Raw genomic sequence first — 22,948 nt, 5'->3', positions numbered from 1 at the left:
TGGCGCAAATAGCTGAGGTGTAAAACTATCTAGCGTAGCGAGCTGAGGTGTATTTTTATGTGCGCAGCTCTCGGGTTAAGGTAAAAAAAACAGCCTTGTCTCCATTGCACTCACGTAATGCCTTCCCGCAGGCAGTGAAGATTTTTCTAGCCGTAGATTCAGCTAAGTCAACTAACGGATCCTCAGGCATATCGATGCCATAGATTGGTTGTGGATCACACACCCATTCCGCTAGATCTCTTCGGATTCGATCCGCTGTTACGCGACGGTGTTGAGGGGATTGTTGAAGATCCCAGTAGCGGTGTATGAAGTACTCAACTTGACGACGGGTAGGTTCATGACGTAGCTGTCCAGCGACCACTCGTTGCACGTGATTCCGACGCAGGTGCTCTCGCTTCGCGGTAATAACTGCTGCCTTTTCTTGTGCAATTGGCACAAGCTTGCGATGCCGTTTCATCAAATCCTTATAAGCGAAGTAAAGCTCTTCGTACTCGACGCTCAATTCTTCAGCGGATAAGTTTGCTGTAGCTGATGGATCAATAAATCTCCGTGATGTCACGCTGATCTCCTTTTGAGAGGGAATGCTACAACCACCTCGGCTGGTACATTCGAAAGAAAACTTGACCAGTCTTCCATCAGCACGCGACGCCTCTGAAGCAGATCACCTCTGCGATACGCAGCCTCCACCTGGTTCCGTATTGTGTGAGCCAAAGCCATCTCTGCTAACTCCCCAGAAAAAGACGTTTCCTCTGCTACCCAGTCCCGAAATGTTGACCGAAACCCATGCACTGTGCAATGCCGATCTATACCTTTAAGCAAGTTGCTCATCGCCATGTTGGATAGTTGGCGGCCATCGTTATGAAAAATATACTCAGATTCTCCTAAGTGGTACTTTGCCATAGAGAGAACTTCCAGGCAACGCTGGCTAAGTGGCACCCGATGCTCTCGGTACGCCTTCATTCGATTAGCTGGTATTACCCACACATCCCCTTGGATCTCAGACCACTTAGCGCCTAAAACCTCTCTTGTCCTTGCCGCGGTTAAAATCAGAAACTCTAAAGCAAATGCAGAGACGCACACTTTTTCGCGGATCGCCAAGATAATTGAATGCATGTGCCGATAGTGCGCCGCAGCATGGTGAACGACCCTTTGAATTCTGGACGGCCTTGGTAGCAACGTGTCAAGATGCCCACGCCATGCAGCAGGATTCACACCTGAGCGCAGTTGCCTGGTCGTTGAAGCTGCCAATATCCTTTCGATTCTTCCCCTCAGCCTTCTAGCTGTCTCAGTTTTTGTCAGCCAGATCGGTTGCAAGATAGTCAGGATATGCTCCGTGTTGATCTGGCTAAGTGGTAGATCACCGATTACCGGGTATGCGTAGGCCTCTAGGGTGTTGAGCCATTGGCTGGTGTGTTTCTCGTTACGCCATTCGGCCTGATGGATTTCAATGTATTGTTGAGCAAAATCCCTAAAAATAATTGCTTGGGGCGGAGATGGCTCGACAATTCGTAGTGGTTCTCCACGCGATAGCCTGAGGTTGAAATCGTTCGCTTTTGTTCGCGCTTCTGCAATGGTAGTCTGAGGATATCGCCCCAGTCCCAAATCCCGGCGTTTACCATGATCTACAAACCTGTATACCCAATACTTGGCGCCATTTGCTTTGACCAGGAGATGCAAGTGAGGAGTTGTATCGAAGTATCGACCGGCTTGTAGCGAGCGAGATAAGTGCGTGTGTGTGAGTGTGGATGGCATAATTCCCTCTTTCGTTCCCTCGATTGCAACCTGATGGATTTCAGATCGCACTGTCACGAAATGATGAGTCTTGGAAAATGCCTTGTGAATTGGCGCAACTAGCTGAGGTGAAAATTAATTTTCAAGATAAAATTCAACTTTAATCAAGGCGAATCAAGGCAGATCAAGGTGAAACAGCAACCTGATTTGACCCTCTGTCCGCCAGAACAAGTCCTGCTAACTCGCTCAGTCGGGTTGTCAGGCGCTCAGAGCCCCGCACCACGCGGGGCTTTTTGTTATGGGCTCCTGACTGACCCCATGCCCAACCACCCCCGAAATCCGTCTCAAACCTCGTTTCGTCTCATAACCTCCTGACTTTTTGCCGGCGGTACGGCAGGAGGGGGAAGGCGAAAAATCGGGGTTTTGCCGCCGTACCGAATGGCGTTTTGAGACTCTCAGATGAGTCACATCTTCATGATTGCGCGAGCGGCTTGGATTGTTTCTCTGCATAAATTTTCTTGCTTGTCGTTCAAAAGTTGAACCGCAAGACGCCGAATGGACCTCACTTGATTGATTTCCTTTTCGGTGACCTTCGCGTCGGGGCGCAGGTCTAATACCCGTAACGCCCCTTTCCCGTACTGAGAGGTAATTGCCGCGTCCACCTCAGCGATTTGCCGTTCGCACAGGCTCTTGTAGACAGGAGGCTCCGGCTTCAAGTAGACCCGGTAGTAATAGTTGCCGACCGCCAAGATCGAAATGAATAGCGTGGCTGAGATCGAGATGGCGATTCTGGGATTCATTTGGTTCGCTGGTGCGGCGGTTTTGATGCCAAAACACCATGTCCAGCTTAGCAACACCCTATTGCGAAGAATCTCATTCGATTTGCCCTGAGTCCAATCGGTCAGACTCTCGACGACGATTACCAGCGGAGGACTTTAGGCCCTAGCCACCGCCCGACCCATCCAGTCAGTGCGATTCCGAGCGAGTACCAAACTGCCACGAAGGCAACAGACGTCTCGGGGCAGGCCAATGAATACCCCATCGCACCCACTACGCCAGCGACCAATCCAGCCGCAAAACCTGCTTGCTGCAGGCGAGTGGGCGCGAGGCTGCGCATAGCCCAGAGAATCGCCGACAGCGCGGGCAACGAGAGCATCATCAGCATCCAAGGACAGATCCACCACGTCTGCCCCAACAACGCAGACCATCGCTCGCCTTCCGGAGTTGCGATCAAAGTCACAGCGCCAGCGAGCAGCATCAGTAGGAAAACACCAATGACCGCCGCACGAGCCGTGATCGTCGAAGAAACGGGGCGGGACAGTCTCGCGGCCAAGGCGCTCGCCCCGGCCAGTAGCAGCACCGCGTAGACAAACTTGATCCACGGAACGGCCGTGTAAAACACAGCCGCTGGCAAGGGGCCGATCAGTGCCAGCGCGAGGACGGTGCTGGCCAAAAGCCCCAGGGCAGCAGCTGCCGCCAACCGGCGTCCCACAGGAAAGTCTGGCGCCGGGCCAGCCTGCCTTGCGAGCATTTCAATCAGAGTGTCGGTTTTCACGTGGGCTCCTTGCGGACGAGGGCCGCCAGACGCTTGAGGCCCCGATGAACCTGGACTTTGATCGCCGATTCCGAGACACCTGTCCGTGTTGACGCCTGGGCAACACTCAAGCCTTCAAGTTTGGTCATCTCAATTGCAATGCGTTGGGCCTTTGGCAACTCTTGGAGGAGGCTGTGCAGATCAACGTTAGCCAGAGTTTCGCCTGGATCCTCGGCTGCCAGGTGTTCTTCCAACCCGTCAATCGGCTCATGCAGGGCTTCACGCCGTCCACGTCGGCGGTAAAGGTCCATCAATTTGTGGCGGGAAATGCCCAGCACCCAAGCTGACACGGGCTGTGTCGGGTCATAACTGCCACGGTGCAAATGCAGCGCTAGCAAAGTCTCCTGCACGAGATCCTCTACGTCGTCCGGCAGGTTCATCAGATGGCGACGATAGTAGGAACGCAGTCGCCCCGCAATCAACCGAAGAGCTTTTTGGTACGACAACTCATCTCCTGATTGGGCGCGCAACCACAGCGGCTTCAGGCCGGACTCGAAGTCACTGTGTTGCTCGTCGTTCTTCAATTCGTCGGAGATGATGGTTTGGTTACACCCATCCAGTATGGGCGGTGACATTGTGCGGGTCGGCTTCTGGTCGCAGCTATGTAACCTTTGCCTTGCCAACTGCGAATTATGGAGGATATGGACATCCTCCTGGTACCACCTGATCGCAAGCAGTCCGTTTCGGGGGCGGACGTACGATTTCCGCTTGCCACCCTTAAGCCGCTGCACTCTCATCTTGTCCTTCCGGTCGTGTTTTCGGCCTTGATCGCATTGGCCGCACCGGTGTGTGCGAGCGTTGGCGCTGTGCCGCTTACGGATCCGGCAGTGGTTCAGTGGGTGGGGCGATTCGATCTCGGACTGGTTCCCTGGCAGGAGGTTCGGCTGAAGTCCGGCCAACGTCCCAACAGCTTCAGATTGACCCAGTGGGAGGGTGTCCACTCGGTCGAGGTCATTTCCCAGTCCAGCATGTCGCTTCTTGCCCGCCCCATCAGCGTTGACCTCGATGCCACCCCCGTCTTGTGCTGGCGTTGGCGCGTGGGCGCCTCATTGGCCCAGGCCGACATGACGCGCAAGGAGGGTGACGATTACGCAGGAAGGGTTTATGTGAGCTTTCGGTTGCCTGCCTCCTCCATTGGCCTTGCGTTGCGTGCCCAACTGGCGGTGGCGCGGGCCATGTGGGGGCAGGACGTCCCCGATGCTGCGATCAATTACGTCTGGGACAACCGACAACCCGTCGGCACCACCCGCCCCAACGCTTACACAGATCGTGCTCAGATGGTTGTCTTGCGCAGCGGCGATCAGGATGCCGGGCGATGGGTCTGGGAGCGGGTTGACGTGCGCCGTGACGTGACCCGGCTCTTTGGGGCTGGAGCGCAGCCCATTCAATTGGCGATCACCGCTGATACCGATAACACCCAGTCTGCCGCGCAGTCAGGGTTTGCAGACCTCCATTTCGTGCCTGCAGACAAACCGTGTAATCGGCAGCACGGTTAGGACCCGGGAGTCGAGTTTGTAACTTTTCAGTCCGGCCCGACGAATAGCCTAGGACACCAATCCTTTGATTGAGCAGCATGCGACCCACCCTACCTCTTCTCGTCAAGACTGACTTTCCTGCGTTGCAGCGCAAGGTTTTGGAAACGCTGCAGATCAACCTGGGCTACAAGTGCAACCAGACCTGTCTGCACTGCCATGTGAACGCAGGGCCCCATCGCACCGAAATGATGGACGAAGACACGGTCAAGTTGGTGCTGGCCGTTCTGCAGACACGCCACATCAAGACGGTGGATTTAACCGGCGGGGCGCCCGAGCTGAATGAAAACTTTCGCGCGCTCGTGCAACAGGCGCGCCAAATGGGGGCGCGGGTGATCGATCGCTGCAACCTGACCATCCTCTCGGAGCCTGGGCAGGAAGGGCTGGCCGAGTTCCTGGCCGAACAGGGCGTCGAAGTAACGGCTTCTCTACCTTGCTATTCGCCTTCGAACGTGGATCGCCAGCGCGGAGATGGGGTGTTCGAGCGCAGCATCGCGGGCCTGCAATTGCTCAATGAACTGGGCTATGGACAACCCGGTTCTGGCTTGACGCTCAACCTCGTCTACAACCCACAGGGTCCCGTGCTGCCACCCGCACAAGGTCCCCTCGAGGCCGACTACAAGCGGGAGCTGTGGCAGCACTTCGGCATCCGCTTCAATCAGTTGTTTGTCATCACCAACATGCCGGTGCAGCGTTTTGGCAGCACCCTCGTCAGCAAGGGTAGCTTTGAGGGCTACATGCGCCTGCTCAAGGACTCCTATCGCCCTGAAAATCTTGAGACGGTGATGTGCCGAACCCTTCTGAGTGTGGATTGGCAGGGTTACCTCTACGACTGCGACTTCAACCAGATGCTGGGCATACCGGCTACGCTGGGGCCCGCATCAAGGCCGCACCTGCGCGACCTCCTTGGTGCCGATGTGACCGGCACCCCGATCCGCGTGGCGGACCATTGCTACGGTTGCACGGCTGGACAAGGCAGCAGTTGCGGTGGCGCCCTGGAAACTGAACCCAGCGGCCAGAAGCTCGCGTGCGCCGCCGGAGAGTCATGATGAGTGCGCCCCGACTTTGGGTCCGGTGGCTCTTGCTGTTGCTAGGTGGTCTGGTCCTGTGGATGGCCTACCGGCACTGGGACCTAGGCCAGTGGCTGACCCTGGATCAGCTCAAGGCCAGCCGAGATACGCTGGCCAGCCTCTACACGAATCATCCGCTGCAGACGGCCCTTGCCTTTTTTGGGGTGTATGTGCTGGCTGCCGCGCTGTCATTTCCGGGCGCATCCATCCTCACCCTGGCTGCGGGTGCTATGTTTGGCTGGGCGCTGGGTCTTCTGCTGGTGTCGTTCGCCTCCAGCGTGGGTGCGCTGCTGGCTTTCTGGGTATCGCGTTACTTGCTGCGCGACTTCTTCCAGCAGCGCTTCGGCAAGCTGCTGCGGCCCATCAACGACGGGCTGGCCAAGGATGGCACATTCTATCTCCTGACGCTGCGGCTGGTGCCCGTGTTTCCGTTCTGGCTGATCAACCTGCTGATGGGCCTGACCACGCTGGGGGCACGCAAGTTCTACATCGTCAGTCAGGTTGGGATGCTGGCGGGCACGGCGGTCTACGTCAACGCGGGCACCCAACTGGCGGCGATCGAATCGACGAGCGACGTGCTGTCTCCCGGCCTGCTGGGGAGCCTGGCACTTCTGGGGGTGTTTCCGCTGCTGGCGAAGTTCGTGGTGGGCGCGCTGCAAAGGCGCAAGCTGTATGCGCGCTGGGAACGTCCCAAGCGTTTTGACCGCAACCTGGTGGTCATCGGGGCAGGCGCGGGCGGCCTGGTGTCGGCCTATATCGCCGCTGCCGTGAAGGCCAAGGTGACGCTGATTGAAGGCCACAAGATGGGCGGCGACTGCCTGAACTACGGCTGCGTGCCGAGCAAGGCCCTCATTCGCTCGGCCAAGGCGATCAAACAACTGCGAAAGGCGCAGACCTTTGGGCTGCGGGACGCCCAGGGTACGGTGGACTTTGCCGCTGTGATGCAGCGGGTACACAGCGTGATTCGTGAGGTCGAGCCGCACGATTCGGTGGAGCGGTACACGGGGCTGGGGGTGCAGGTGCTGCAAGGACATGCGCGCATCACTTCGCCCTGGACCGTCGAGATGACGCTGGCCGATGGAGGCACCCAGACCCTGAGTACCCGCAACATCGTCATTGCCGCCGGGGCCAGCCCTTTCGTTCCGCCCATTCCTGGTTTGAAAGAGGCAGGCTTTCTGACCAGCGACACGGTATGGAACCTGACTGAACTGCCCCGCCGGCTGGTCGTGCTGGGCGGCGGCCCCATCGGCAGCGAACTGGCACAGAGCTTCGCGCGCCTGGGTAGCGAGGTGACACAGGTGGAGATGGCGCCGCGCATCATGGTGCGCGAAGACCCTGAAGTCAGCGAGTTGGTTGCAGCTTCGCTGCGCGCCGACGGGGTGAACATCCTGACCGGGCACCAGGCGGTGCGTGTGGAGATGGCCAATGGTGAAAAGCGCCTGATCGTCCAGCACGGTGGCGAGGAACTTGCCGTGCCTTTCGATGAACTGCTCTGTGCCGTAGGCCGCAGCCCGCGCGTCAGCGGTTATGGACTGGAAGAACTGGGCATTTCGCTCACGCCGCGCAAGACCATCGAGACCAACGACTACCTGCAAACGCTCTACCCCAACATCTACGCGGTGGGCGATGTGGCGGGTCCGTTCCAGTTCACCCACACGGCTGCACACCAGGCCTGGTATGCGGCGGTTAACGCCCTGTTTGGACGCTTCAAACGCTTCAAGGCCGACTACTCGGTCATCCCGTGGGCCACCTTCACCGATCCGGAAGTGGCCCGCGTGGGCCTGTCGGAAACCGAAGCAAAGGACAAAGGCATTGCCTTCGAGGTCACGAAATACGGCATCGACGACCTGGATCGTGCCATTGCCGACGGCACCGCACACGGTTTCGTCAAGGTTCTGACGGTGCCTGGCAAAGACAAGATTTTGGGCGTGACCATCGTCGGCGAACACGCGGGCGATCTTCTGGCTGAGTACGTGCTGGCCATGAAGCACGGCTTGGGCCTGAACAAGATCCTGGGCACCATCCACACCTACCCCACGCTCTCTGAAGCCAACAAGTACGCAGCCGGCGAGTGGAAACGTGCACACGTGCCGCAGAGGGTCTTGGGCTGGTTGGAAAGGTTTCACGCTTGGGAGCGCGCATGAGGCTCACACGGCGTCAATGCATGTCGGTGCTCGGCGTCACCGCGTTCGCCCCCCTGGTGCTGGCGCAGACTTTCGACCACACCCACGCAGCCTGGAACCGCTTGGTCAAATCGCTCGTGGTGGTGCAACGTGGCGGCCGCGCCTCCCAGGTACGTTACGCCGGGTTCCTGGCGCAAAGGGGCGCGTTGCAGGACTACCTACGTCAACTCTCGGCGGTGCCTCGGGTGAATTTCGAGGCATTCACCCGGGCGCAGCAAATGGCGTTCTTGATCAACGCCTACAACGCCTTCACCGTCGAGTTGATCCTGACGCGCTACCCGCGTCTCGCATCCATCAAGGACCTGGGCAACTGGCTGTCCACCCCCTGGAAGTTGCGCTGGATTGCGCTGTTGGGTGAGACGGTCTCGCTCGACGATATCGAACACGGCATGCTTCGCAAGCGCGGCGTGTACAACGATCCACGCATCCACTTTGCGGTGAACTGTGCCTCCATCGGCTGCCCCATGCTGCGCGAGGAAGCTTACGTTCCCGAGCTGATTGACCAGCAGCTGGATGCGCAAATGCAGCGCTTCATGGCTGACCGGGAACGCAACCGCTGGAACCCGAAGACTGAACAGCTAGAACTGTCACGCATCTTCGACTGGTATGCCGAGGACTTCCGGCTGGGCCACCAAGGCATCTATTCCTTGCATGGGTTGGCGGCTCGCTTCGCCGACGCTCTGGCTGACGTCGAAGCCGACCGCGCCCGCATCCGCTCCACCCAGGTGTTGATCACCTACCTGGACTATGACTGGCGCCTCAATGACGCCAAGGGAACGCCATGAGCGCAGTCGCCTTGTCGATCATTGTCCCGGTACTGAACGAGGCCGCTGGCATTGAAGCCACCCTGCGTGCCTTGGCTCACCTGAGGCAACAGGGCGCCGAGGTGATCGTGGTGGACGGCGGTAGCCACGATGACACCTTCCATCAGGCCCAGGCGCATGCCTCGGTCGTACTCACCGCGCCGCGTGGCCGGGCGAGGCAAATGAATGCGGGGGCGGCGAAGGCACGGGGCGAGGTGTTGCTGTTCCTGCATGCCGACACCCAACTGCCGCCACAGGCCGACCGGCTTGTGCTGGACGCTATCGCAGCCGGTGCGGTGTGGGGGCGCTTTGACGTCCGGATCGTCGGCTCCGCCTGGATGTTGCGCGTCGTCGCGGCGCTCATGAATGCCCGCTCTCGTCTGAGCGGGATCGCCACCGGCGACCAGGCCCTGTTCGTGCGGCGCGACAACTTCGAACGCATCGGCGGGTTCCCCGAGCAGCCACTGATGGAGGATATCGAACTCTCCAAGCGGCTACGCCAATGGGCGCGACCGGCCTGCCTGCGTGCCCAGGTGGCCACCTCTGGCCGGCGTTGGGAAAGCCGCGGCGTGTGGACGACCATCCTTCTGATGTGGCGCCTGCGCTGGCGCTATTGGCGCGGCGAATCCCCCGAGCGACTGGCAGAGGCTTACCGATGACCACCGCCCTGATCGTCTTTGCCAAGGCCCCTGTGGCCGGGTTGGCCAAAACCCGCCTGATCCCTGCACTGGGCCCTGAGGGCGCTGCCAATCTGGCTGAGCGTTTGCTGGAACACACCCTGCAGCAGGCGCGGGCCCTGCCCGTCGAGCACCTCGAGTTGTGCGTTTCGCCCAACGACCAGCACCCGGCGTTCGGTCGTGCCTGCGACGTGTCGGGTGACCGTTTGCATCTCACGCTGCAGGGCGAAGGCGATCTGGGTCAGCGCATGTACCGGGCCTTGAGCCGGGTGCTGTCCGTACACCGCCGTGCCTTGTTGATCGGTACCGACGCCCCGGCGCTCGATGCCCGCATCTTGGCGCAGGCCGAACAGGCGCTCGATCTGGCTCCTGCCGTGTTCGTGCCTGCACTCGATGGGGGTTACGCACTCGTCGGCCTGACGCGTCCCGTACCAGAGCTGTTCCTGGACATGACCTGGAGTACGCCCCAGGTCATGCAGGACACCCGTGCCAGGGCTCGAAAGATCGGTTTGCCCTGGACGGAACTGCCGGCCGTGCCAGACATCGACGAGCCGGCAGACCTGGCGCACTTGCCGGAGGGCTGGCTGACATGCAACGCGTGATATTGGCCGGTGCGGGCCATGCCCATGCCCAGGTACTGCAAGCCTGGTCGCAGGAGCCTCTGGCCGGCGTCGATCTGGTGGTGGTGTCGCCCCAGGCGCTGGCCCCCTATTCGGGCATGGTGCCCGGATGGCTGGCAGGCACCTATGGGTTCGAGGAGAGCGTCATCGACTTCCCGGCCCTGTGCGGTCAAGCGGGTGCGCGCTGGGTGTCGGCAGCCATTGACCGCCTGGACCCTGATACACAGTGCGTGCACCTGGACAACGGTGAATCGCTCCGCTACGACTGGTTGTCGCTCAACACCGGCTCGACACTGACCCCGCCGGAAGGCGAGTCTTCGGCCCATGTGTTGTCCATGCGGCCTTTGTCTCAATTGCGAACCCGCTACGACCGGCTCCTCGAAGACTGGCGCAAGGAGGAGGGCAGCAACCGGCCCTTCCAGGTGACCGCCGTGGGCGGCGGTGCGGCGGGTTTCGAATCCCTGCTGGCGGTGCTGAGGCGGCTGCGCATGCTGCGACCAGACCGTGACGTGCAAGGCGCGTTGTTGACGCGGGGGCTTGAACTTCTGCCTGGCTATCCCGCCAGCGCCCAGCGAGCGGCGCAGCGCGCGTTGAAAGACGCGAACGTCACGGTGCAACTCGGCACCGCCTGGTGTGACGCCAAGGGGCGTGACAGCGACCTGGTGCTCTGGGCGACAGGCGCTCAAGCCAATGCCTGGCAACGTGACCCGGACCGCCGGGGCAGCCTGGCCGCCAGCGCGGAAGGCTTCGTGCTGATCGATACCAGCCTGCGCTCGGTGTCCCATCCCCGCATTTTTGCGGCTGGGGATTGCGCCCAATGGCACACGCCCTTGCCCAAAGCCGGGGTCTACGCGGTCCGGATGGGACCTGTGCTGACGCACAACCTGCGCGCGGCGCTGACCGGGGCGGCCTTGCAGCCTTACACACCCCAATCCACGTTTCTGTCCTTGCTGTCCACTGCAGACGGCAGTGCCATCGCCTCGCGTGGACGCTTCAGCTTGTCCGGCCGTTGGGCCTGGCTGTGGAAAGACCGCATCGATCGCCGATTCGTGCGCCGCTTTGCGTCCGCCAACACCAGACCCGTCCCTGTCCCAGGAGAAACCCCATGAACCTCATCCGTCGCTCGATGGTCGCTGCAGCGGCCGTCACCTTGTCTGCTCCCCTGTGGTCCACACCCGTGCTGGCGCAAGGCGCTCCACTCAAGTTCGGAGTGGGCATGTTCCAGCCCGACCGGGAAAAAAATGATGCCACCTACCGCCCGCTGGCCCAGCACCTGTCGGCGCGCCTGGGCCGACCGGTGGAATTGCGCACGGTCGACAGCTGGGAGGGGCTGGCCAAGAGCCTGGCCAACGGCGAAACGGATATCGCCTTGATGGGCCCTTGGGGCTATGTCCTGGCCCATCACTTCGCCGACGCGCAGGTGGTCTCCACCATCCTCTACCAGGGCAAGCCCGAATACTTCGCCATGATCGTGACCCATCCCGAATCGGGGCTGAACAGCGCGCAGGACCTGATCGGCCCCAAGGGCAAAGGGCGCACGTTTGCGTTTGGCGACAAGGGCTCCACGTCGGGCTACCTGATACCGCTGCACTTCTTCATGCAACAGGGCATCGACCCGGAGAAGCATTTCTCCCGTGTCCTGTACACGAAGCACCAGGCCATCCAGACCCAGGTGACCGCAGGCCAGCTCGACGCCGGTGCGGACTACAACCGCAACCGCACCGCCATGATCGACCAAGGTCTCATCCGGGCCGAGCGCAGCAAGATCATCTGGCAGTCGGCGCCGCTGCCCAACGATGCGGTGGCCGTCAGTGCCGCGCTTTACAAGGACAAGGCTTTCGTCAAGCGTGTGCAGGAGGCCTTGCTGGAGGTGGGTCCTCTGCTCAAGCGCCAGCCGCAGCTGCTGCCAGCCAACTACACCGGCTTCGTCAACACCGACAACGCCTTCTACAAGCCGATTCGCGACGCCGGTCTGGCCACCGGCAAGCTGACCCCGAGGCAGTAATACCCGATGCAACCGTCGGCAACATTTGGTACTCGGCCCTGGCTGCCCCGGGGCAGGCTCGGCTTTTTCACGCTGGTGCTTGCCTACGCAGGGCTGGTGCTGGCTTGCCTGCTGACGCTGCTTGCGGCGGGCGATCTGTCCTGGGGCCGTGCGCCCTGGCACAACCTGCTCAAGACGGTCTCGGAGTTTGCCCACCCCAGTTTCCTGGATCTCTGGTGGGGCCCTGAGCGACTGGAGTACCGCAGTGACGACGGCACCCTGTTGAGGGTGGAGAACCGCCAGCACGTGGAGGCCCAGTTTCTCGCAGGGCTGGGGCGCGCCACCTGGACCACCTTTCAGATCGCCACGCTGGGATCATTACTGGCTGCCGTGATGGCCCTGCCCTTGGGCCTCTTGTCGGCCCGCAACCTGAGCGCGCCAGCCTGGGCTTCGCGCACGGCTTCCACCCTGCTGGATACCTTGCGGGCCATCCACACGCTGGTGTTCGGCCTGGTGCTGGTCGGCATCGTGGGGCTGGGCCCCACGGCGGGCATTCTGGCCATTGCGCTGCACTCCATGGGCACCTACGGCAAGCTGTACGCGGAGAGCATCGAGACCATCGACATGGGAGCCGTGGACGCGGTGCGGGCAACGGGTGCCTCGCCCTCACAGGTTTTTTTCAGCGCTGTCTGGCCTTCGGTGCTGCCCCAATTCGTCAGCAATCACCTCTACGTGTGGGAGTTCAACATCCGCGATTCCACCATCCTCGGCCTGATCGGTGCCGGCGGCCTCGGCTTGCTGATTTCCGAGGCGGTCAGCCTGTTCCAATGGAGCCGCCTGGCGACCATCATCCTGGTGGTGATTGCGCTGGTCATGGCGTTTGATGCGCTGTCTCGTCGCATCCGAAAGGCCTTGCTGTGAGCGCCGTGAACCATCCGCTGCCCGGGGTTGTCGTCGATGTCCGGGACCTGCTTCTCGAGATCAAGGGGCGATGCATCCTCGATGTGCCCTCGTTGACCGTCCGTCATGGCGAGCGCGTGGCCTTGATCGGGCCCAATGGCGCCGGCAAGAGTTCGCTCCTAAAGGCCCTGGGTGGATTTGTGAGCGCATCGCAGGGCCGTATCGCGGTCTTGGGGCGCGACGTTACAGGTGTGGGGTCGAAAGCCATGAGCGCTGCGCAGTGGCGGGCGTTACGCGCCGAGATCGGCCAGGTGATGCAGGGTCTGCACCTGGTCGCCCGCCTGAGCGCGCTGGAGAACGTAGTGCTTGGTGCCTTGGCCCGGCCGGGTGCGATGCCGCTGTGGCGCAGTTGGTTGCGCTGTTACCCGGAATCACTGCTTCGTGAGGCCCGCCAGGCGCTCTCAGACCTGGGCCTGGAGCATCGCATGGACACGCGAGCCGATCGCCTCTCGGGCGGCGAACGCCAGAAAGTCAGCCTCGCACGCCTGCGCCTGCAGCGCCCGAAGCTGCTGCTGGCCGACGAACCCACCTCGGCGCTGGATCCTGCAGCCGCCCAGCAGGCCTGCGACGCCCTGGTGGCCTTGGCGGCCGATGCCACGCTGTTGACCGTGGTTCACGACACTGAATTGCTGCCTCGCCTGGCAGACCGGGTCATCGGGCTGAAGGAGGGACGCCTGGTATTCGATGCGCCCCTCAAGACGCTAAGTCCTGACCTGCTGAAAAACCTCTACGAAACTGGAGACCCTGCCGATGGATGCCATAGCAACCCCCGGACGAACCTGCCCCTTGCATTACCACTACGGCCCCGAGGTTTTCCGGCAAGCGCCGGCCGCTGCACTGCGTGACCTGGAGGTCCTGTATGTCGTTGGCGGGCTCTATGGCAATGAGTCGGCCTTGACGGAAATCCTGCGGCTTTTCGATGCGGAGCAGGGCCGCAAACGCCTCGTCTTCAACGGCGATTTCCACTGGTTCGACGTCGATCCGGCCCGGTTTGCGCGGGTCCAGCAGGCAGTGCTGGCCCACACCGCACTTCGCGGCAACGTGGAAACCGAACTGGCAGATCCCGACCCGCAGGACGATGCGGGTTGCGGCTGCGCCTATCCCGACTGGGTCGGCGATGCGGTGGTGGAGCGGTCGAACCGCATCCTGCGCCGGCTACGCGGCGCCGTTACGCCCGACCAGCGCGCCGCCTTGTCGGACTTGCCGATGTGGCTGACGGCCGAGGTGGGGGACTGCCGCATCGGCATCGTCCACGGTGACGCGCAGTCGCTGGCGGGCTGGGGGTTCGCGCAGGAACACTTGCGCGAGGTCGACCACCGCGAGCAGGTACGGGACTGGTTCCACCGTGGGGGCGTCGATGCGTTCGCGAGCAGCCACACCTGTTTGCCCGTGTTCCAGCGCCTGGACCTGGGCACTCAGCGCTCGCCAGGCTGGATCTTCAACAACGGCGCAGCGGGGATGCCGAACTTCCGGGGTGACCCGGCAGGGCTGATCACGCGCATCGCCGTCATGCCGTGCGAGGCGAAGGGCAGCCGCGCCAGCGTGATCCACAAGAGGCTCCATGTCGATGCCCTGGCCATCGAGGCCGATCCTGCGGCCGTGCGGCAGGCTTTCCTTGCGCAATGGCCCGCTGGCACTGATGCCCATGCGTCGTATTTCGAACGGATCGAGGGCGGTCCGGACTACCAGCCCCATCAAGTCATTCGTCAGGAGGACTGAACATGCTCGCCATCGTCGGAGGCACCGGCCTCTATGAACTTCCGGGTCTCGAGATCGCCCATCGTTCCCGGGACACGACGCCTTTCGGCGATCCCTCCGGCGAGGTCCTGCGTGGCCGGCTGGGGTCGAACGAGGTGCTGTTCCTGGCGCGGCATGGCGCAGGGCACCGGCTGCTGCCGCACGAGGTCAACTACCGCGCCAACGTGTTCGCCCTGAAGCGGGCCGGAGCCACCATGCTTCTGGGCTTTTCGGCGGTGGGCAGCTTGGCCCTTGAAATCCGGCCGGGGGACCTTGCGATACCGGAGCAGTATTTCGACTGGACCCGGGGCCAGCGCCAGCGCACCTTCTTCGGCGGGGGCGTGGCCGCCCATGTATCGACAGCGAAACCCGTCAGTGCCGTACTGGTCGATGCCGTGCGGTCCGCCGCCGCCCGGTGTGGCCTGGAGGTCCATCGCGGCCTCACCTACGCCTGCGTCGAAGGGCCACGCCTGGGCACCCAGGCCGAGAGTCACTTCCTGCGCCAGTCTGGCTGCCACCTGGTCGGCATGACCAACGTGCCAGAAGTCTTCTTGGCCCGGGAGGCCCAGATGGCTTACGCGACGGTGGGCCTGGTGACCGACTATGACTGTTGGCTGGAGGATCCGTCGCAGCATGTCAATGTGGCTTCAATCTTCGAGCTCTACGGATCGACCTTGAAGAAGGCAGCCAAGGTGCTAGATGCATTGCTGTCACAAGCGCTGCCCGAACCAGATGCGGCCATTCGCTCTGCGCTGGGCAGTGCCATGCTCACCCCCGACACGGCATTGACGGAAGAACAGAAGCTGTGGCTGGACGTACTGCGCCGGTGAGGTCAAGGTGCGCATCTGCGACAACTCGCCCGCCACGGCGATTCGACTTGGACCACGATGGACGTCGTAGCGCATGGACTGTGGGCCGCGGTGATGTGTCGCTGGTGTGGTCGCCGTCAACCGATCAAGCGCAGCACTGCAACATGGACGATGGCCCTCGCCGTTGCGCCAGATCTGGTGCAACTCATGCCCATCGTGACCGCAGCTCTGACAACGCCGCAGGGCTGGTCGGCCATGCAAGCCTATTTCCATGCGCTGCCACGCTATGAACCGGTGTTGCCGCCGACGGTGGAACTCATTGCACATCACCTGCATTGCGTCATGCACAGCGCGCTGGTAGCCGCCTTGGTCACACTTTTGAGTTGGATGTTCTTGCGGCGTCTGTGGTTGCCCCTGTTGGGTTGGTGGATGCATATCGTGATGGATGTATTCACCCACTCGGCAGACTTTTATCCTTCCCCCGTGCTGTATCCGGTCACGCAGCAAGGGTTTGATGGGTGGGCCTGGAACGATCCTTGGCAGCTTGCTTTGAACTATGGATTGATCGCGATCTTATGGATCGTCACTCGAAGCGAAACGAAGCTGGCCACGCGCAGACCGACAGACAGTCATCACAACTGAAGATTTTTATGAACCAAGGCTTGGCAATCACATGAGCGCATACGATTTTGATTTCTTTGTCATTGGAGGTGGCAGCGGCGGCGTGCGGGCTGCACGCCTGGCTGCCCAGCGAGGGGTCCGTGTCGCCTTGGCAGAAGCGCAAGGAGTGGCCGGTCTTGGTGGCACCTGCGTCAACGTCGGCTGCATCCCCAAGAAGTTGTACAGCTACGCCGCTCACTACGCGCAGGCGGCTGTCGAGGCCCGGGGCTATGGCTGGCAATTCGAGACACCCACCCTCGACTGGGGTCTCCTCAAAGCCCGGCGTGCGCAGGAGATCGCACGCCTCAATGGTGTTTACGACCAACTGCTCCGCGGTGCAGGCGTGACCCTGCTCCATGGCCATGCGCAACTGCTCGATGCCCATACCGTGCGTCTGGCCCTCTTGAATGCCGACGGCTCTACCCACCACCAGACCTTGACCGCCGAACGTTTCCTGATCGCCACCGGCGGCTCCCCTGACGTACCCGATTTCCATGGACGCGAATTCGTCATCACCTCCAACGAGGTGTTCGATCTGGACCCTTTCCCGTCCCGCCTGGTGATCGTCGGCGGCGGCTACATTGCCTGTGAATTCGCCTCCATCTTCAATGGCCTGGGCAGCAAAGTAACCCAGCTGTACCGGGGTGCACAGGTGCTGCGGGGTTTTGACGACGAAGTCCGGCATTTCACCGCCGAGGAAATGCGCAAGCACGGCGTGGATTTGCGGCTGAACGCCGATGTGCTGCGCATCACCCGCGAAGCCGGTGGCCTGCAGGTACTGTTGAAAGATGGCGGCCATGTCATGGCAGATGCCGTGCTGTATGCCACCGGCCGTGTACCGAATGTGCGGGGACTGGGGCTGGAGGCTGCGGGCGTAGCCCAATCGGGTGAGGGTGCCATCGTGGTGGACGCTAACTACCGCACCAATTTACCGAATGTGTATGCCGTGGGCGATGTGACGGCCCGCGTGCAGTTGACGCCAGTAGCGCTGGGTGAATCCATGCAGTTGGTCGACCACTTGTTCGGCCCTGTCGCCGGAAAACTCCTGCGGCAGATGGATTACGCGCTGATTCCGACAGCGGTCTTCACGCACCCGAGTGTCGGCACCGTAGGCTTGACCGAGGCGCAGGCCCGGCAACAGTTCGGCGATGTCCTGGTGTTTCGTTCTGAGTTCCGCGCCTTGCGCCACACCCTGAGCGGCAGCACCGAGCGTACCTTGATGAAGCTGGTGGTCGATGCCGGCACAGATCGTGTGGTTGGCCTGCACATGGTCGGATCAGACGCAGGTGAGATCGTGCAGGGATTTGCCGTGGCCATGCGAGCTGGCGCCACCAAATCCGTATTCGACGGCACCTTGGGTATCCACCCGACAGTGGCCGAGGAGTTTGTGACGATGCGCGAGCCAGTTCGTTGACGGCTTGCGCAAGTCTTGTGGGGCATATGACCTAATGTGGACTCCAGGCTTTGCTCATCCGTGGGTATCTCGGCTGGTTTCGAGCACTGCATTTATCCACTGCGCATCAGCATGAGAGAGCGCGAGGGGACTGTGGTTTTTTAGGCCACGGAGCAACTGTTCAATGGCACTTGGTCGAGGTACTACTGGTCCCAGAAAGATCACTTTTTCGTCTGGCCCAGTCACTATCAGCGAGGGTAGTGACTCCAGCTCGACATCTTCCGTGGCAGGGTGCGCCTCAATGTCAACCCAACCTAAGCGCCACTCGGGTAGTGCGCGTGCCAGTTCCTCAAACGGATCTTTGAATTCCCTGCAGACACCACACCATTCGGCGCAGAGTACGACTACGGTTCCTGAGGTCATAGTTAGCTGCGAATGGGAGCTTACTTCTGGTGATAGTTCGAAAGAGTCGCGCACAACGGGGCACCGGGCCCCGTTGTCATTCATCAAAGAGCCATCTGAACCACTGGGAAGTCAATATCGGTCTCAGCGACATGATTCGTGTAGTTGGTCAGTACATTAAACGCAACATTTACCACGACCTCGAGCACAAGACCATCATCAATGCCTGCTGCGTGGGCAGTATTCAGATCGGCTTGACTCAGGTTGCCTTGCTGCTTCACCAGTTTAGATGCCAGGACCGCGATCGCATGGTCTTGCGGATTAGATGATTTGCCCGCTCGCGCGTCCCGGATCGCATCTTCAGAGAGCCCGGCGCCCTTGCCGATGAGCGTATGTGCCGACAGACAGTACTGGCACTGGTTAGCTTGTGCCACGGTGAGCGCAACGATCTCGCGTTGGCGCGCGTTCAGTTGACCTTTGGATAAGGCGTCGGCCAAGGCCAGGTAACCGTTGAGAGCGGCTGGTGCACGTGCCAGTGTGGCGAAAAGGTTAGGCACCATGCCGATTTTGGTCTTGACTGCTTGAAGCGTGGTCGCTGTGGTGGGGTCAGCGGCTTCAAGTGCCAGAGGTTGAATTCGAGCCATTTTTTTCTCCAGTGAGGGGTGGCGTGCGGAAAGTGCACGATTCACATCATCTGATACGATTAGTTAAAATAAATCTCATTTAACTTGCTGCTAGTATCATGGATCGACTAAGTTCCCTCTTCTCCCGCTTCACACCCAGGGCAGAGGTGTACTTCACAGGCAACCTCTGCGAAGCCGCGAGCTTCACGGGAGAAGGGGGGCACCTGCACTTGTTGAGTGCGGGTAGCATGGAGTTGCTCTTACAAGACGGTCGCAGGATCGCTGTAACCGGGCCTGCCGTGGTGTTTTTGCCCCAGCCCACCCCACACCAGATCCTTCCGGGATCTCAAGGGATTGATCTGGTCTGTGCGCGTGTACAACTCGGGCAAGGATCGCTGGATCCCTTGTTTCGATCGATTTCGGCCGTTCAGGTGATACCCGCTGAAAAAGCGAGCACCCTTGCACCAGCGTTGCATCTACTGTTTGAAGAAGCTGCACATCGTCGATGCGGCCATCGGGCAGCGCTCGATAACCTGGCGGGATACTTTCTCGTTGTGCTGCTTCGCTATCTCATGGAGAGTGACCAGGGGAAGGCTGGACTTTTGGGCGCTCTTGCAGATGGCCGTTTGGCCAGGGCCCTTGTCGCAATGCATGAGCGACCTGAGTTCAACTGGACCTTGGAAGGTCTGGCCGATGAGGCAGGGATGTCGCGGGCACGTTTCGCGCATCACTTTCGCGAAACGGTCGGCGTTCCGCCCCTGGAATACCTGACCGATTGGCGGCTGGCCCTGGCTCAAACACTTCTTGAGAAGCGGCGTCCCATCAAGTCCATTGCCGGTTCTGTCGGCTATCGGAGTCCGGCAGCGCTCACCCGCGCATTCACACGGCGGTTGGGGCAAGCACCGACTGACTGGATGGCGTCCCGCGCGATGGCTGACCCCGCCAAGGACGGCAGTTCGATGAATTCGGCTTGATCATCCGTCATGGCGACTGACCTGATTCCTTGGGGTCTCCTCGTTTTCAGTGCAATAAGTGACGGTACGAAAAGCTAGCACTGGCGCGGAGGTGGTGTTGGTAGATCGTTGATTTCATTGACTTTCCTGTTCACTTTCAAATCTGCGATTCGTGGCGTCAAACCGTGGTCGGTTTCATCCATTGGTGCCAGTTATCGATGCATTTGGCCGCGAAGGCAGGATTTGGTCAGCATAGCGGTCAACCGGGAAGCGAAACACACCCCGCAAGTTGATGCTCTCCAGCCTGGTGGGCGCAATCTTCCCGATCAGTTCCGGTGGAATGACCTGGCGGCGGTTCGACCAGCGATCCAGGACCGCCTGCATCTGTGAGGTATTCCACGCCATCACGATGTTGGCCATCAGGCTCAACGCATCGGCCACAGCCTGCATTTCATCGACACGTTTGGCCTGCGCCGGGCTGATCCGGCCGGTATAAATGGCGCGCTTGAGGGCGTTAACAGCCTCGCCCCGATTGAGCACCCGGCGCAACTCGTTCCTGAAAGCGTCCTTGACAAAGTAGTCAGCCAAAAACGCCGTACGCAGCAACCGCCCCAATTGCACGCCAGCCTCATAGATTGGATCGCCCTGGGCGGCAGAACCGAACCGCGCAAGAGCTGCCACCGCACTGGCATGTCCGCTCATGACCGAGGCTGCCAGGTGCACCAGACTATCCCAATGCTTTTCGATCAAAGCGACGTCGACATTGGCTTCGCACACCGCAGCGATTTCTGCGGGCACTTTGGTGCCGCGTGGCACAAAGAGGTGGCGCTGTTTGAGTTCCTTCAACCGCGGGCAAAGATCAAAACCAAGCAAACGGGCATGTGACATGGCAAAGTCGGTGTAGCCATGGGTATCCACAGCAAGCTGGCTGGTCTCCAGCTTTTCTTGGCGGATGACACCTTCAATGGCCACGCCCGCCTGGCGCTCATTGAGCACAAAGGGCTGCGCATGGAAGATGCCCCACCGGTCTTTTACATGGGAGTAGATTCCAATGGAAGGTGTGTTGCGCCGAGGATCAAGCCGGGCTTGCCACACCCGTTTGGTGGTCTCCATGCTCATCATGTCAGAAGATGCCAAATCGGACCGCCCCCAGGTGGCGGCAATCGGGTGTCGCTGCATGAATTCCAGCACAGCTTGGCAGGCCTGGCTCAGACGCCGTTCGTCCCGCGCCCAGCGCATGGCCTGGCGAATGCTGGTGGCAGACAATTGCGGAATCATGCGCGCGCATTCGACCGCAGTCAGACTGGTGCCGTGGGCCATGATGCCGGCATAGACCATCAGCAGCTCGTCGGTAGAGCGCGGCTCACGTCCGAGCATGATCCAGCTAAAGCGCACCTGGGCGTCAACGGCCAGAATCACTTCCGGCAATTGAACCTCACCGATGCGGTGATCCAAAGCCGCGCGCAGCTTGGTCACTTCTGGGTCTTCGTCCTCTGCGGGCAATGGCGACAAATGGAGTTCATCATCCACGCGCAGTACGCCACTGCGGGCTGCAGCGGCCACCGCATCGACACCGGCAGTTACTCTGGCCAGCAAAGGCTTCAAGAAAGTGGCAGCCTTGCTGGGTAACGATAGACGGGCATAGTGTTTCTTGGACTCTGCCTGCCAACGCTCGTCCGTGAAGAACAAGCGCGCACGACCCCGAAAGCTCAGGCTGTGCTCAATCCAGACCGAGCCATTGCGCACCGCGCGGCGCAGGGCAAACAGGGTGGCCACCTCCAACGCCTGAAACGCCCGTTCCCGGTCTGGGCTGGAGATCGAAACCTGCCAGATCATTCCCAGACTTGGTGCCACCACTTCAACTGGCAGCTTTCTGGATCCTTTGAGATATAAAGCTTGCAGCTTGGCAAGGTACTCGATGGCAGGATGCTCGCCGGTGGCCTGCCAGGGCAGCTTTGCAATGGCGACGAGCAACGACCGCACGGGGCGAATTCCATCAATCAATCCCTCGCGGACCAGGGAGGCCCTGCTCGGTGGTTTGCGTTTCTGGGTTTCGGTGATCAAGGCTTCAAGACGGGCACGCAACTCAGCATCTGGCACCGCACCTTGCGCGCTCAAGGCAACAAGTTCGCCGAGCAGCGTTTTGTACATTGCGGCCCAATTGACGGTAGCGGGGACATCGGCGGCAGCCTGACGCCACAGATCGGCGATCCGGCGCTGCACCATAAGGATCAACTGGTCTGTGGTGGTGAACAGGCAATACCGAAGAAAGCATGCGACCTCCACGGTGCGCGCTGGCTCTTTGATCTTGGCTCCGGCTGAGGGCGGCCTGGAGACAAGTCGGCGCGCGTAGCGGCGCAAGATGAGATCGGGGATGTCTGCCAGGTGCTTATGAACGTCCAGCGTGTAAAGCAGGTCGATGCGCTCCAGTACCTCGCTGATTTGGCGGGTTGAGTGTTTCGCCGGTGCAGCCCATAGCCAACTCTGCTGGGTTTGTCCATCTGGGCGCAGCTCTGAAACTGAGGCTCGCCAGCGATCAAGTGTTGCTGGATCAACGCTGGCGGCGATGGCGGTGCCTGTTTCAACTTCAAGCTGGGCAAGTGCCGCCGCAATCAGTGTCCGAATTGCCCGCTCGTGCACGATCACCAGCTTGTTCTTGTACAGCCATTGACGCGCCCGCACGAGTAGCTGATCGCGGTCGGCGCAGCGCGCCACTTCGTCGCGCAGTTCACGTACCAGTGAGCGGCGCTGGTGCTCGCTCATCCACTGGAATCCAAGGACCGTGCAGGCTACTTGTTGGTGATCGAATAGCGTGCGCCCGCGTTCATACATGGCTCTCAGCGAGGCGACTTCTGGTGCTGCAATGCCAAGCTCGTTGCCAAGGTGGCGCCACAAGGCTACTGGAATTACCCGAAAGGCACCGAGCAAACGCCCACTCATGCGCAGGAAACCAATATGGAGCGCCAGACCAAGCTTGTGGGAATCACCTCGGCGTGCATTGATTGCGTCGCGCTCGGCACCATCGAAGGTGAAAAATGCCTTCATCTCGAAGTCGCTGATATCGCGGGGGAGCCCACGCATCCCCAAAAACGTTGTGTGCCAACCCTGCATCGTGAACCTCAAAAGTGGGAGGCCACCATACCCGTTTACAAAGCGAACAGGAAAGTCAATGAAATCAACGGTCTACCCAGACCACCCCCGCGCCAGTGCTAGCTTT

The 22,948-nt window shown here is 60.7% G+C and carries 23 protein-coding genes; 15 read left to right on the top strand and 8 right to left on the bottom strand.

Annotation, left to right across the window (positions count from 1 at the left end):
• Positions 1-55: 55 nt before the first annotated feature.
• From QWY30_RS04210 to QWY30_RS04190, 5 genes are all read right to left on the bottom strand, one after another.
• The gene (locus tag QWY30_RS04210) at positions 56-559 is read right to left on the bottom strand and encodes a hypothetical protein (protein ID WP_290238477.1); all 504 of its coding nucleotides are present in this window, start codon (positions 557-559) and stop codon (positions 56-58) included.
• Positions 556-1,752, bottom strand: coding sequence for a tyrosine-type recombinase/integrase (locus QWY30_RS04205; RefSeq protein WP_290238476.1), 1,197 nt, complete (start codon positions 1,750-1,752; stop codon positions 556-558). Before QWY30_RS04205 ends, QWY30_RS04210 begins: the two co-directional genes overlap by 4 nt.
• A gap of 443 nt (positions 1,753-2,195) precedes the next feature.
• Positions 2,196-2,531: a hypothetical protein gene (locus QWY30_RS04200; RefSeq protein WP_290238475.1), complete on the bottom strand. Its 336-nt coding sequence runs from the start codon at positions 2,529-2,531 to the stop codon at positions 2,196-2,198.
• Positions 2,532-2,650: 119 nt separating this feature from the next.
• Positions 2,651-3,286 (bottom strand): DUF1109 domain-containing protein, encoded by a 636-nt coding sequence (locus tag QWY30_RS04195; RefSeq protein ID WP_290238474.1) that lies wholly within the window; start codon positions 3,284-3,286, stop codon positions 2,651-2,653.
• The gene (locus tag QWY30_RS04190) at positions 3,283-3,900 is read right to left on the bottom strand and encodes a sigma-70 family RNA polymerase sigma factor (protein ID WP_290238473.1); all 618 of its coding nucleotides are present in this window, start codon (positions 3,898-3,900) and stop codon (positions 3,283-3,285) included. The genes QWY30_RS04195 and QWY30_RS04190 overlap by 4 nt, the downstream gene beginning before the upstream one ends.
• A 66-nt stretch (positions 3,901-3,966) precedes the next feature.
• Here QWY30_RS04190 and QWY30_RS04185 point away from each other — a divergent pair, with 66 nt between their 5' ends.
• From QWY30_RS04185 to gorA, 14 genes are all read left to right on the top strand, one after another.
• The gene (locus QWY30_RS04185; RefSeq protein WP_290238472.1) at positions 3,967-4,821 is read left to right on the top strand and encodes a DUF3047 domain-containing protein; all 855 of its coding nucleotides are present in this window, start codon (positions 3,967-3,969) and stop codon (positions 4,819-4,821) included.
• A 77-nt stretch (positions 4,822-4,898) separates the two neighbouring features.
• Positions 4,899-5,906 (top strand): arsenosugar biosynthesis radical SAM (seleno)protein ArsS, encoded by a 1,008-nt coding sequence (arsS, locus tag QWY30_RS04180; protein ID WP_290238471.1) that lies wholly within the window; start codon positions 4,899-4,901, stop codon positions 5,904-5,906.
• Positions 5,906-8,071, top strand: a complete 2,166-nt coding sequence (locus tag QWY30_RS04175; protein WP_290238734.1) for a dihydrolipoyl dehydrogenase family protein — start codon at positions 5,906-5,908, stop codon at positions 8,069-8,071. The genes arsS and QWY30_RS04175 overlap by 1 nt, the downstream gene beginning before the upstream one ends.
• Positions 8,072-8,091: 20 nt before the next feature.
• Positions 8,092-8,895, top strand: coding sequence for a DUF547 domain-containing protein (locus tag QWY30_RS04170; RefSeq protein WP_290238470.1), 804 nt, complete (start codon positions 8,092-8,094; stop codon positions 8,893-8,895).
• Complete coding sequence (locus tag QWY30_RS04165) at positions 8,892-9,572, top strand: TIGR04283 family arsenosugar biosynthesis glycosyltransferase (RefSeq protein WP_290238469.1); 681 nt, start codon at positions 8,892-8,894, stop codon at positions 9,570-9,572. The genes QWY30_RS04170 and QWY30_RS04165 overlap by 4 nt, the downstream gene beginning before the upstream one ends.
• Positions 9,569-10,192: a TIGR04282 family arsenosugar biosynthesis glycosyltransferase gene (locus QWY30_RS04160; protein WP_290238468.1), complete on the top strand. Its 624-nt coding sequence runs from the start codon at positions 9,569-9,571 to the stop codon at positions 10,190-10,192. Before QWY30_RS04165 ends, QWY30_RS04160 begins: the two co-directional genes overlap by 4 nt.
• Positions 10,180-11,319 (top strand): FAD-dependent oxidoreductase, encoded by a 1,140-nt coding sequence (locus tag QWY30_RS04155; RefSeq protein ID WP_290238467.1) that lies wholly within the window; start codon positions 10,180-10,182, stop codon positions 11,317-11,319. The genes QWY30_RS04160 and QWY30_RS04155 overlap by 13 nt, the downstream gene beginning before the upstream one ends.
• Positions 11,316-12,215, top strand: coding sequence for a phosphate/phosphite/phosphonate ABC transporter substrate-binding protein (locus QWY30_RS04150; protein WP_290238466.1), 900 nt, complete (start codon positions 11,316-11,318; stop codon positions 12,213-12,215). Before QWY30_RS04155 ends, QWY30_RS04150 begins: the two co-directional genes overlap by 4 nt.
• Positions 12,216-12,221: 6 nt before the next feature.
• Complete coding sequence (gene phnE, locus QWY30_RS04145; protein WP_290238465.1) at positions 12,222-13,115, top strand: phosphonate ABC transporter, permease protein PhnE; 894 nt, start codon at positions 12,222-12,224, stop codon at positions 13,113-13,115.
• Between the two features lie 5 nt (positions 13,116-13,120).
• On the top strand, positions 13,121-13,999 hold the full coding sequence (locus QWY30_RS04140) for a phosphonate ABC transporter ATP-binding protein (RefSeq protein WP_290238464.1): 879 nt from the start codon (positions 13,121-13,123) through the stop codon (positions 13,997-13,999).
• Positions 13,905-14,873, top strand: a complete 969-nt coding sequence (locus tag QWY30_RS04135) for a hypothetical protein (RefSeq protein WP_290238463.1) — start codon at positions 13,905-13,907, stop codon at positions 14,871-14,873. The genes QWY30_RS04140 and QWY30_RS04135 overlap by 95 nt, the downstream gene beginning before the upstream one ends.
• A gap of 2 nt (positions 14,874-14,875) precedes the next feature.
• Positions 14,876-15,721: an MTAP family purine nucleoside phosphorylase gene (locus tag QWY30_RS04130; RefSeq protein ID WP_290238462.1), complete on the top strand. Its 846-nt coding sequence runs from the start codon at positions 14,876-14,878 to the stop codon at positions 15,719-15,721.
• A 57-nt stretch (positions 15,722-15,778) separates the two neighbouring features.
• Positions 15,779-16,342: a metal-dependent hydrolase gene (locus QWY30_RS04125; RefSeq protein ID WP_290238461.1), complete on the top strand. Its 564-nt coding sequence runs from the start codon at positions 15,779-15,781 to the stop codon at positions 16,340-16,342.
• Between the two features lie 31 nt (positions 16,343-16,373).
• Positions 16,374-17,774, top strand: a complete 1,401-nt coding sequence (gene gorA, locus QWY30_RS04120) for a glutathione-disulfide reductase (RefSeq protein ID WP_290238460.1) — start codon at positions 16,374-16,376, stop codon at positions 17,772-17,774.
• 54 nt (positions 17,775-17,828) lie between these two features.
• Here gorA and QWY30_RS04115 read toward each other — a convergent pair whose 3' ends face one another.
• The gene (locus tag QWY30_RS04115) at positions 17,829-18,176 is read right to left on the bottom strand and encodes a thioredoxin family protein (RefSeq protein ID WP_353958793.1); all 348 of its coding nucleotides are present in this window, start codon (positions 18,174-18,176) and stop codon (positions 17,829-17,831) included.
• Between the two features lie 83 nt (positions 18,177-18,259).
• Positions 18,260-18,799 (bottom strand): carboxymuconolactone decarboxylase family protein, encoded by a 540-nt coding sequence (locus QWY30_RS04110; protein ID WP_290238458.1) that lies wholly within the window; start codon positions 18,797-18,799, stop codon positions 18,260-18,262.
• Between the two features lie 98 nt (positions 18,800-18,897).
• On the opposite strand from QWY30_RS04110, the gene QWY30_RS04105 reads away from it, so the two are divergent.
• Entirely contained in the window at positions 18,898-19,752 is an 855-nt protein-coding gene (locus QWY30_RS04105) for an AraC family transcriptional regulator (RefSeq protein ID WP_290238457.1), read from the top strand.
• 174 nt (positions 19,753-19,926) lie between these two features.
• Here QWY30_RS04105 and QWY30_RS04100 read toward each other — a convergent pair whose 3' ends face one another.
• Positions 19,927-22,842 (bottom strand): Tn3-like element IS1071 family transposase, encoded by a 2,916-nt coding sequence (locus tag QWY30_RS04100; protein ID WP_003049965.1) that lies wholly within the window; start codon positions 22,840-22,842, stop codon positions 19,927-19,929.
• Positions 22,843-22,948 lie beyond the last annotated feature (106 nt).

It is taken from the genome of Zwartia panacis (assembly GCF_030410395.1).
Taxonomy (GTDB): Bacteria; Pseudomonadota; Gammaproteobacteria; order Burkholderiales; family Burkholderiaceae_B; genus Zwartia; species Zwartia panacis.
The sequence above is the reverse complement of the archived record's forward strand: the minus strand, read 5'-3'. Positions and strand labels throughout refer to the sequence as shown.

Coding starts and splice junctions, on each gene's coding strand:
- QWY30_RS04165 (WP_290238469.1), top strand. CDS start 8,892: ATGAGCGCAGTCGCCTTGTCGATCATTGTCCCGGTACTGAACGAGGCC.
- QWY30_RS04110 (WP_290238458.1), bottom strand. CDS start 18,799: ATGGCTCGAATTCAACCTCTGGCACTTGAAGCCGCTGACCCCACCACA.
- QWY30_RS04150 (WP_290238466.1), top strand. CDS start 11,316: ATGAACCTCATCCGTCGCTCGATGGTCGCTGCAGCGGCCGTCACCTTG.
- QWY30_RS04190 (WP_290238473.1), bottom strand. CDS start 3,900: ATGTCACCGCCCATACTGGATGGGTGTAACCAAACCATCATCTCCGAC.
- QWY30_RS04205 (WP_290238476.1), bottom strand. CDS start 1,752: ATGCCATCCACACTCACACACACGCACTTATCTCGCTCGCTACAAGCC.
- QWY30_RS04135 (WP_290238463.1), top strand. CDS start 13,905: ATGGATGCCATAGCAACCCCCGGACGAACCTGCCCCTTGCATTACCAC.
- QWY30_RS04100 (WP_003049965.1), bottom strand. CDS start 22,842: ATGCAGGGTTGGCACACAACGTTTTTGGGGATGCGTGGGCTCCCCCGC.
- QWY30_RS04155 (WP_290238467.1), top strand. CDS start 10,180: ATGCAACGCGTGATATTGGCCGGTGCGGGCCATGCCCATGCCCAGGTA.
- QWY30_RS04105 (WP_290238457.1), top strand. CDS start 18,898: ATGGATCGACTAAGTTCCCTCTTCTCCCGCTTCACACCCAGGGCAGAG.
- arsS (WP_290238471.1), top strand. CDS start 4,899: ATGCGACCCACCCTACCTCTTCTCGTCAAGACTGACTTTCCTGCGTTG.
- QWY30_RS04125 (WP_290238461.1), top strand. CDS start 15,779: ATGGACGTCGTAGCGCATGGACTGTGGGCCGCGGTGATGTGTCGCTGG.
- QWY30_RS04115 (WP_353958793.1), bottom strand. CDS start 18,176: ATGACCTCAGGAACCGTAGTCGTACTCTGCGCCGAATGGTGTGGTGTC.
- phnE (WP_290238465.1), top strand. CDS start 12,222: ATGCAACCGTCGGCAACATTTGGTACTCGGCCCTGGCTGCCCCGGGGC.
- QWY30_RS04175 (WP_290238734.1), top strand. CDS start 5,906: ATGAGTGCGCCCCGACTTTGGGTCCGGTGGCTCTTGCTGTTGCTAGGT.
- QWY30_RS04160 (WP_290238468.1), top strand. CDS start 9,569: ATGACCACCGCCCTGATCGTCTTTGCCAAGGCCCCTGTGGCCGGGTTG.
- QWY30_RS04170 (WP_290238470.1), top strand. CDS start 8,092: ATGTCGGTGCTCGGCGTCACCGCGTTCGCCCCCCTGGTGCTGGCGCAG.
- gorA (WP_290238460.1), top strand. CDS start 16,374: ATGAGCGCATACGATTTTGATTTCTTTGTCATTGGAGGTGGCAGCGGC.
- QWY30_RS04200 (WP_290238475.1), bottom strand. CDS start 2,531: ATGAATCCCAGAATCGCCATCTCGATCTCAGCCACGCTATTCATTTCG.
- QWY30_RS04130 (WP_290238462.1), top strand. CDS start 14,876: ATGCTCGCCATCGTCGGAGGCACCGGCCTCTATGAACTTCCGGGTCTC.
- QWY30_RS04185 (WP_290238472.1), top strand. CDS start 3,967: ATGGACATCCTCCTGGTACCACCTGATCGCAAGCAGTCCGTTTCGGGG.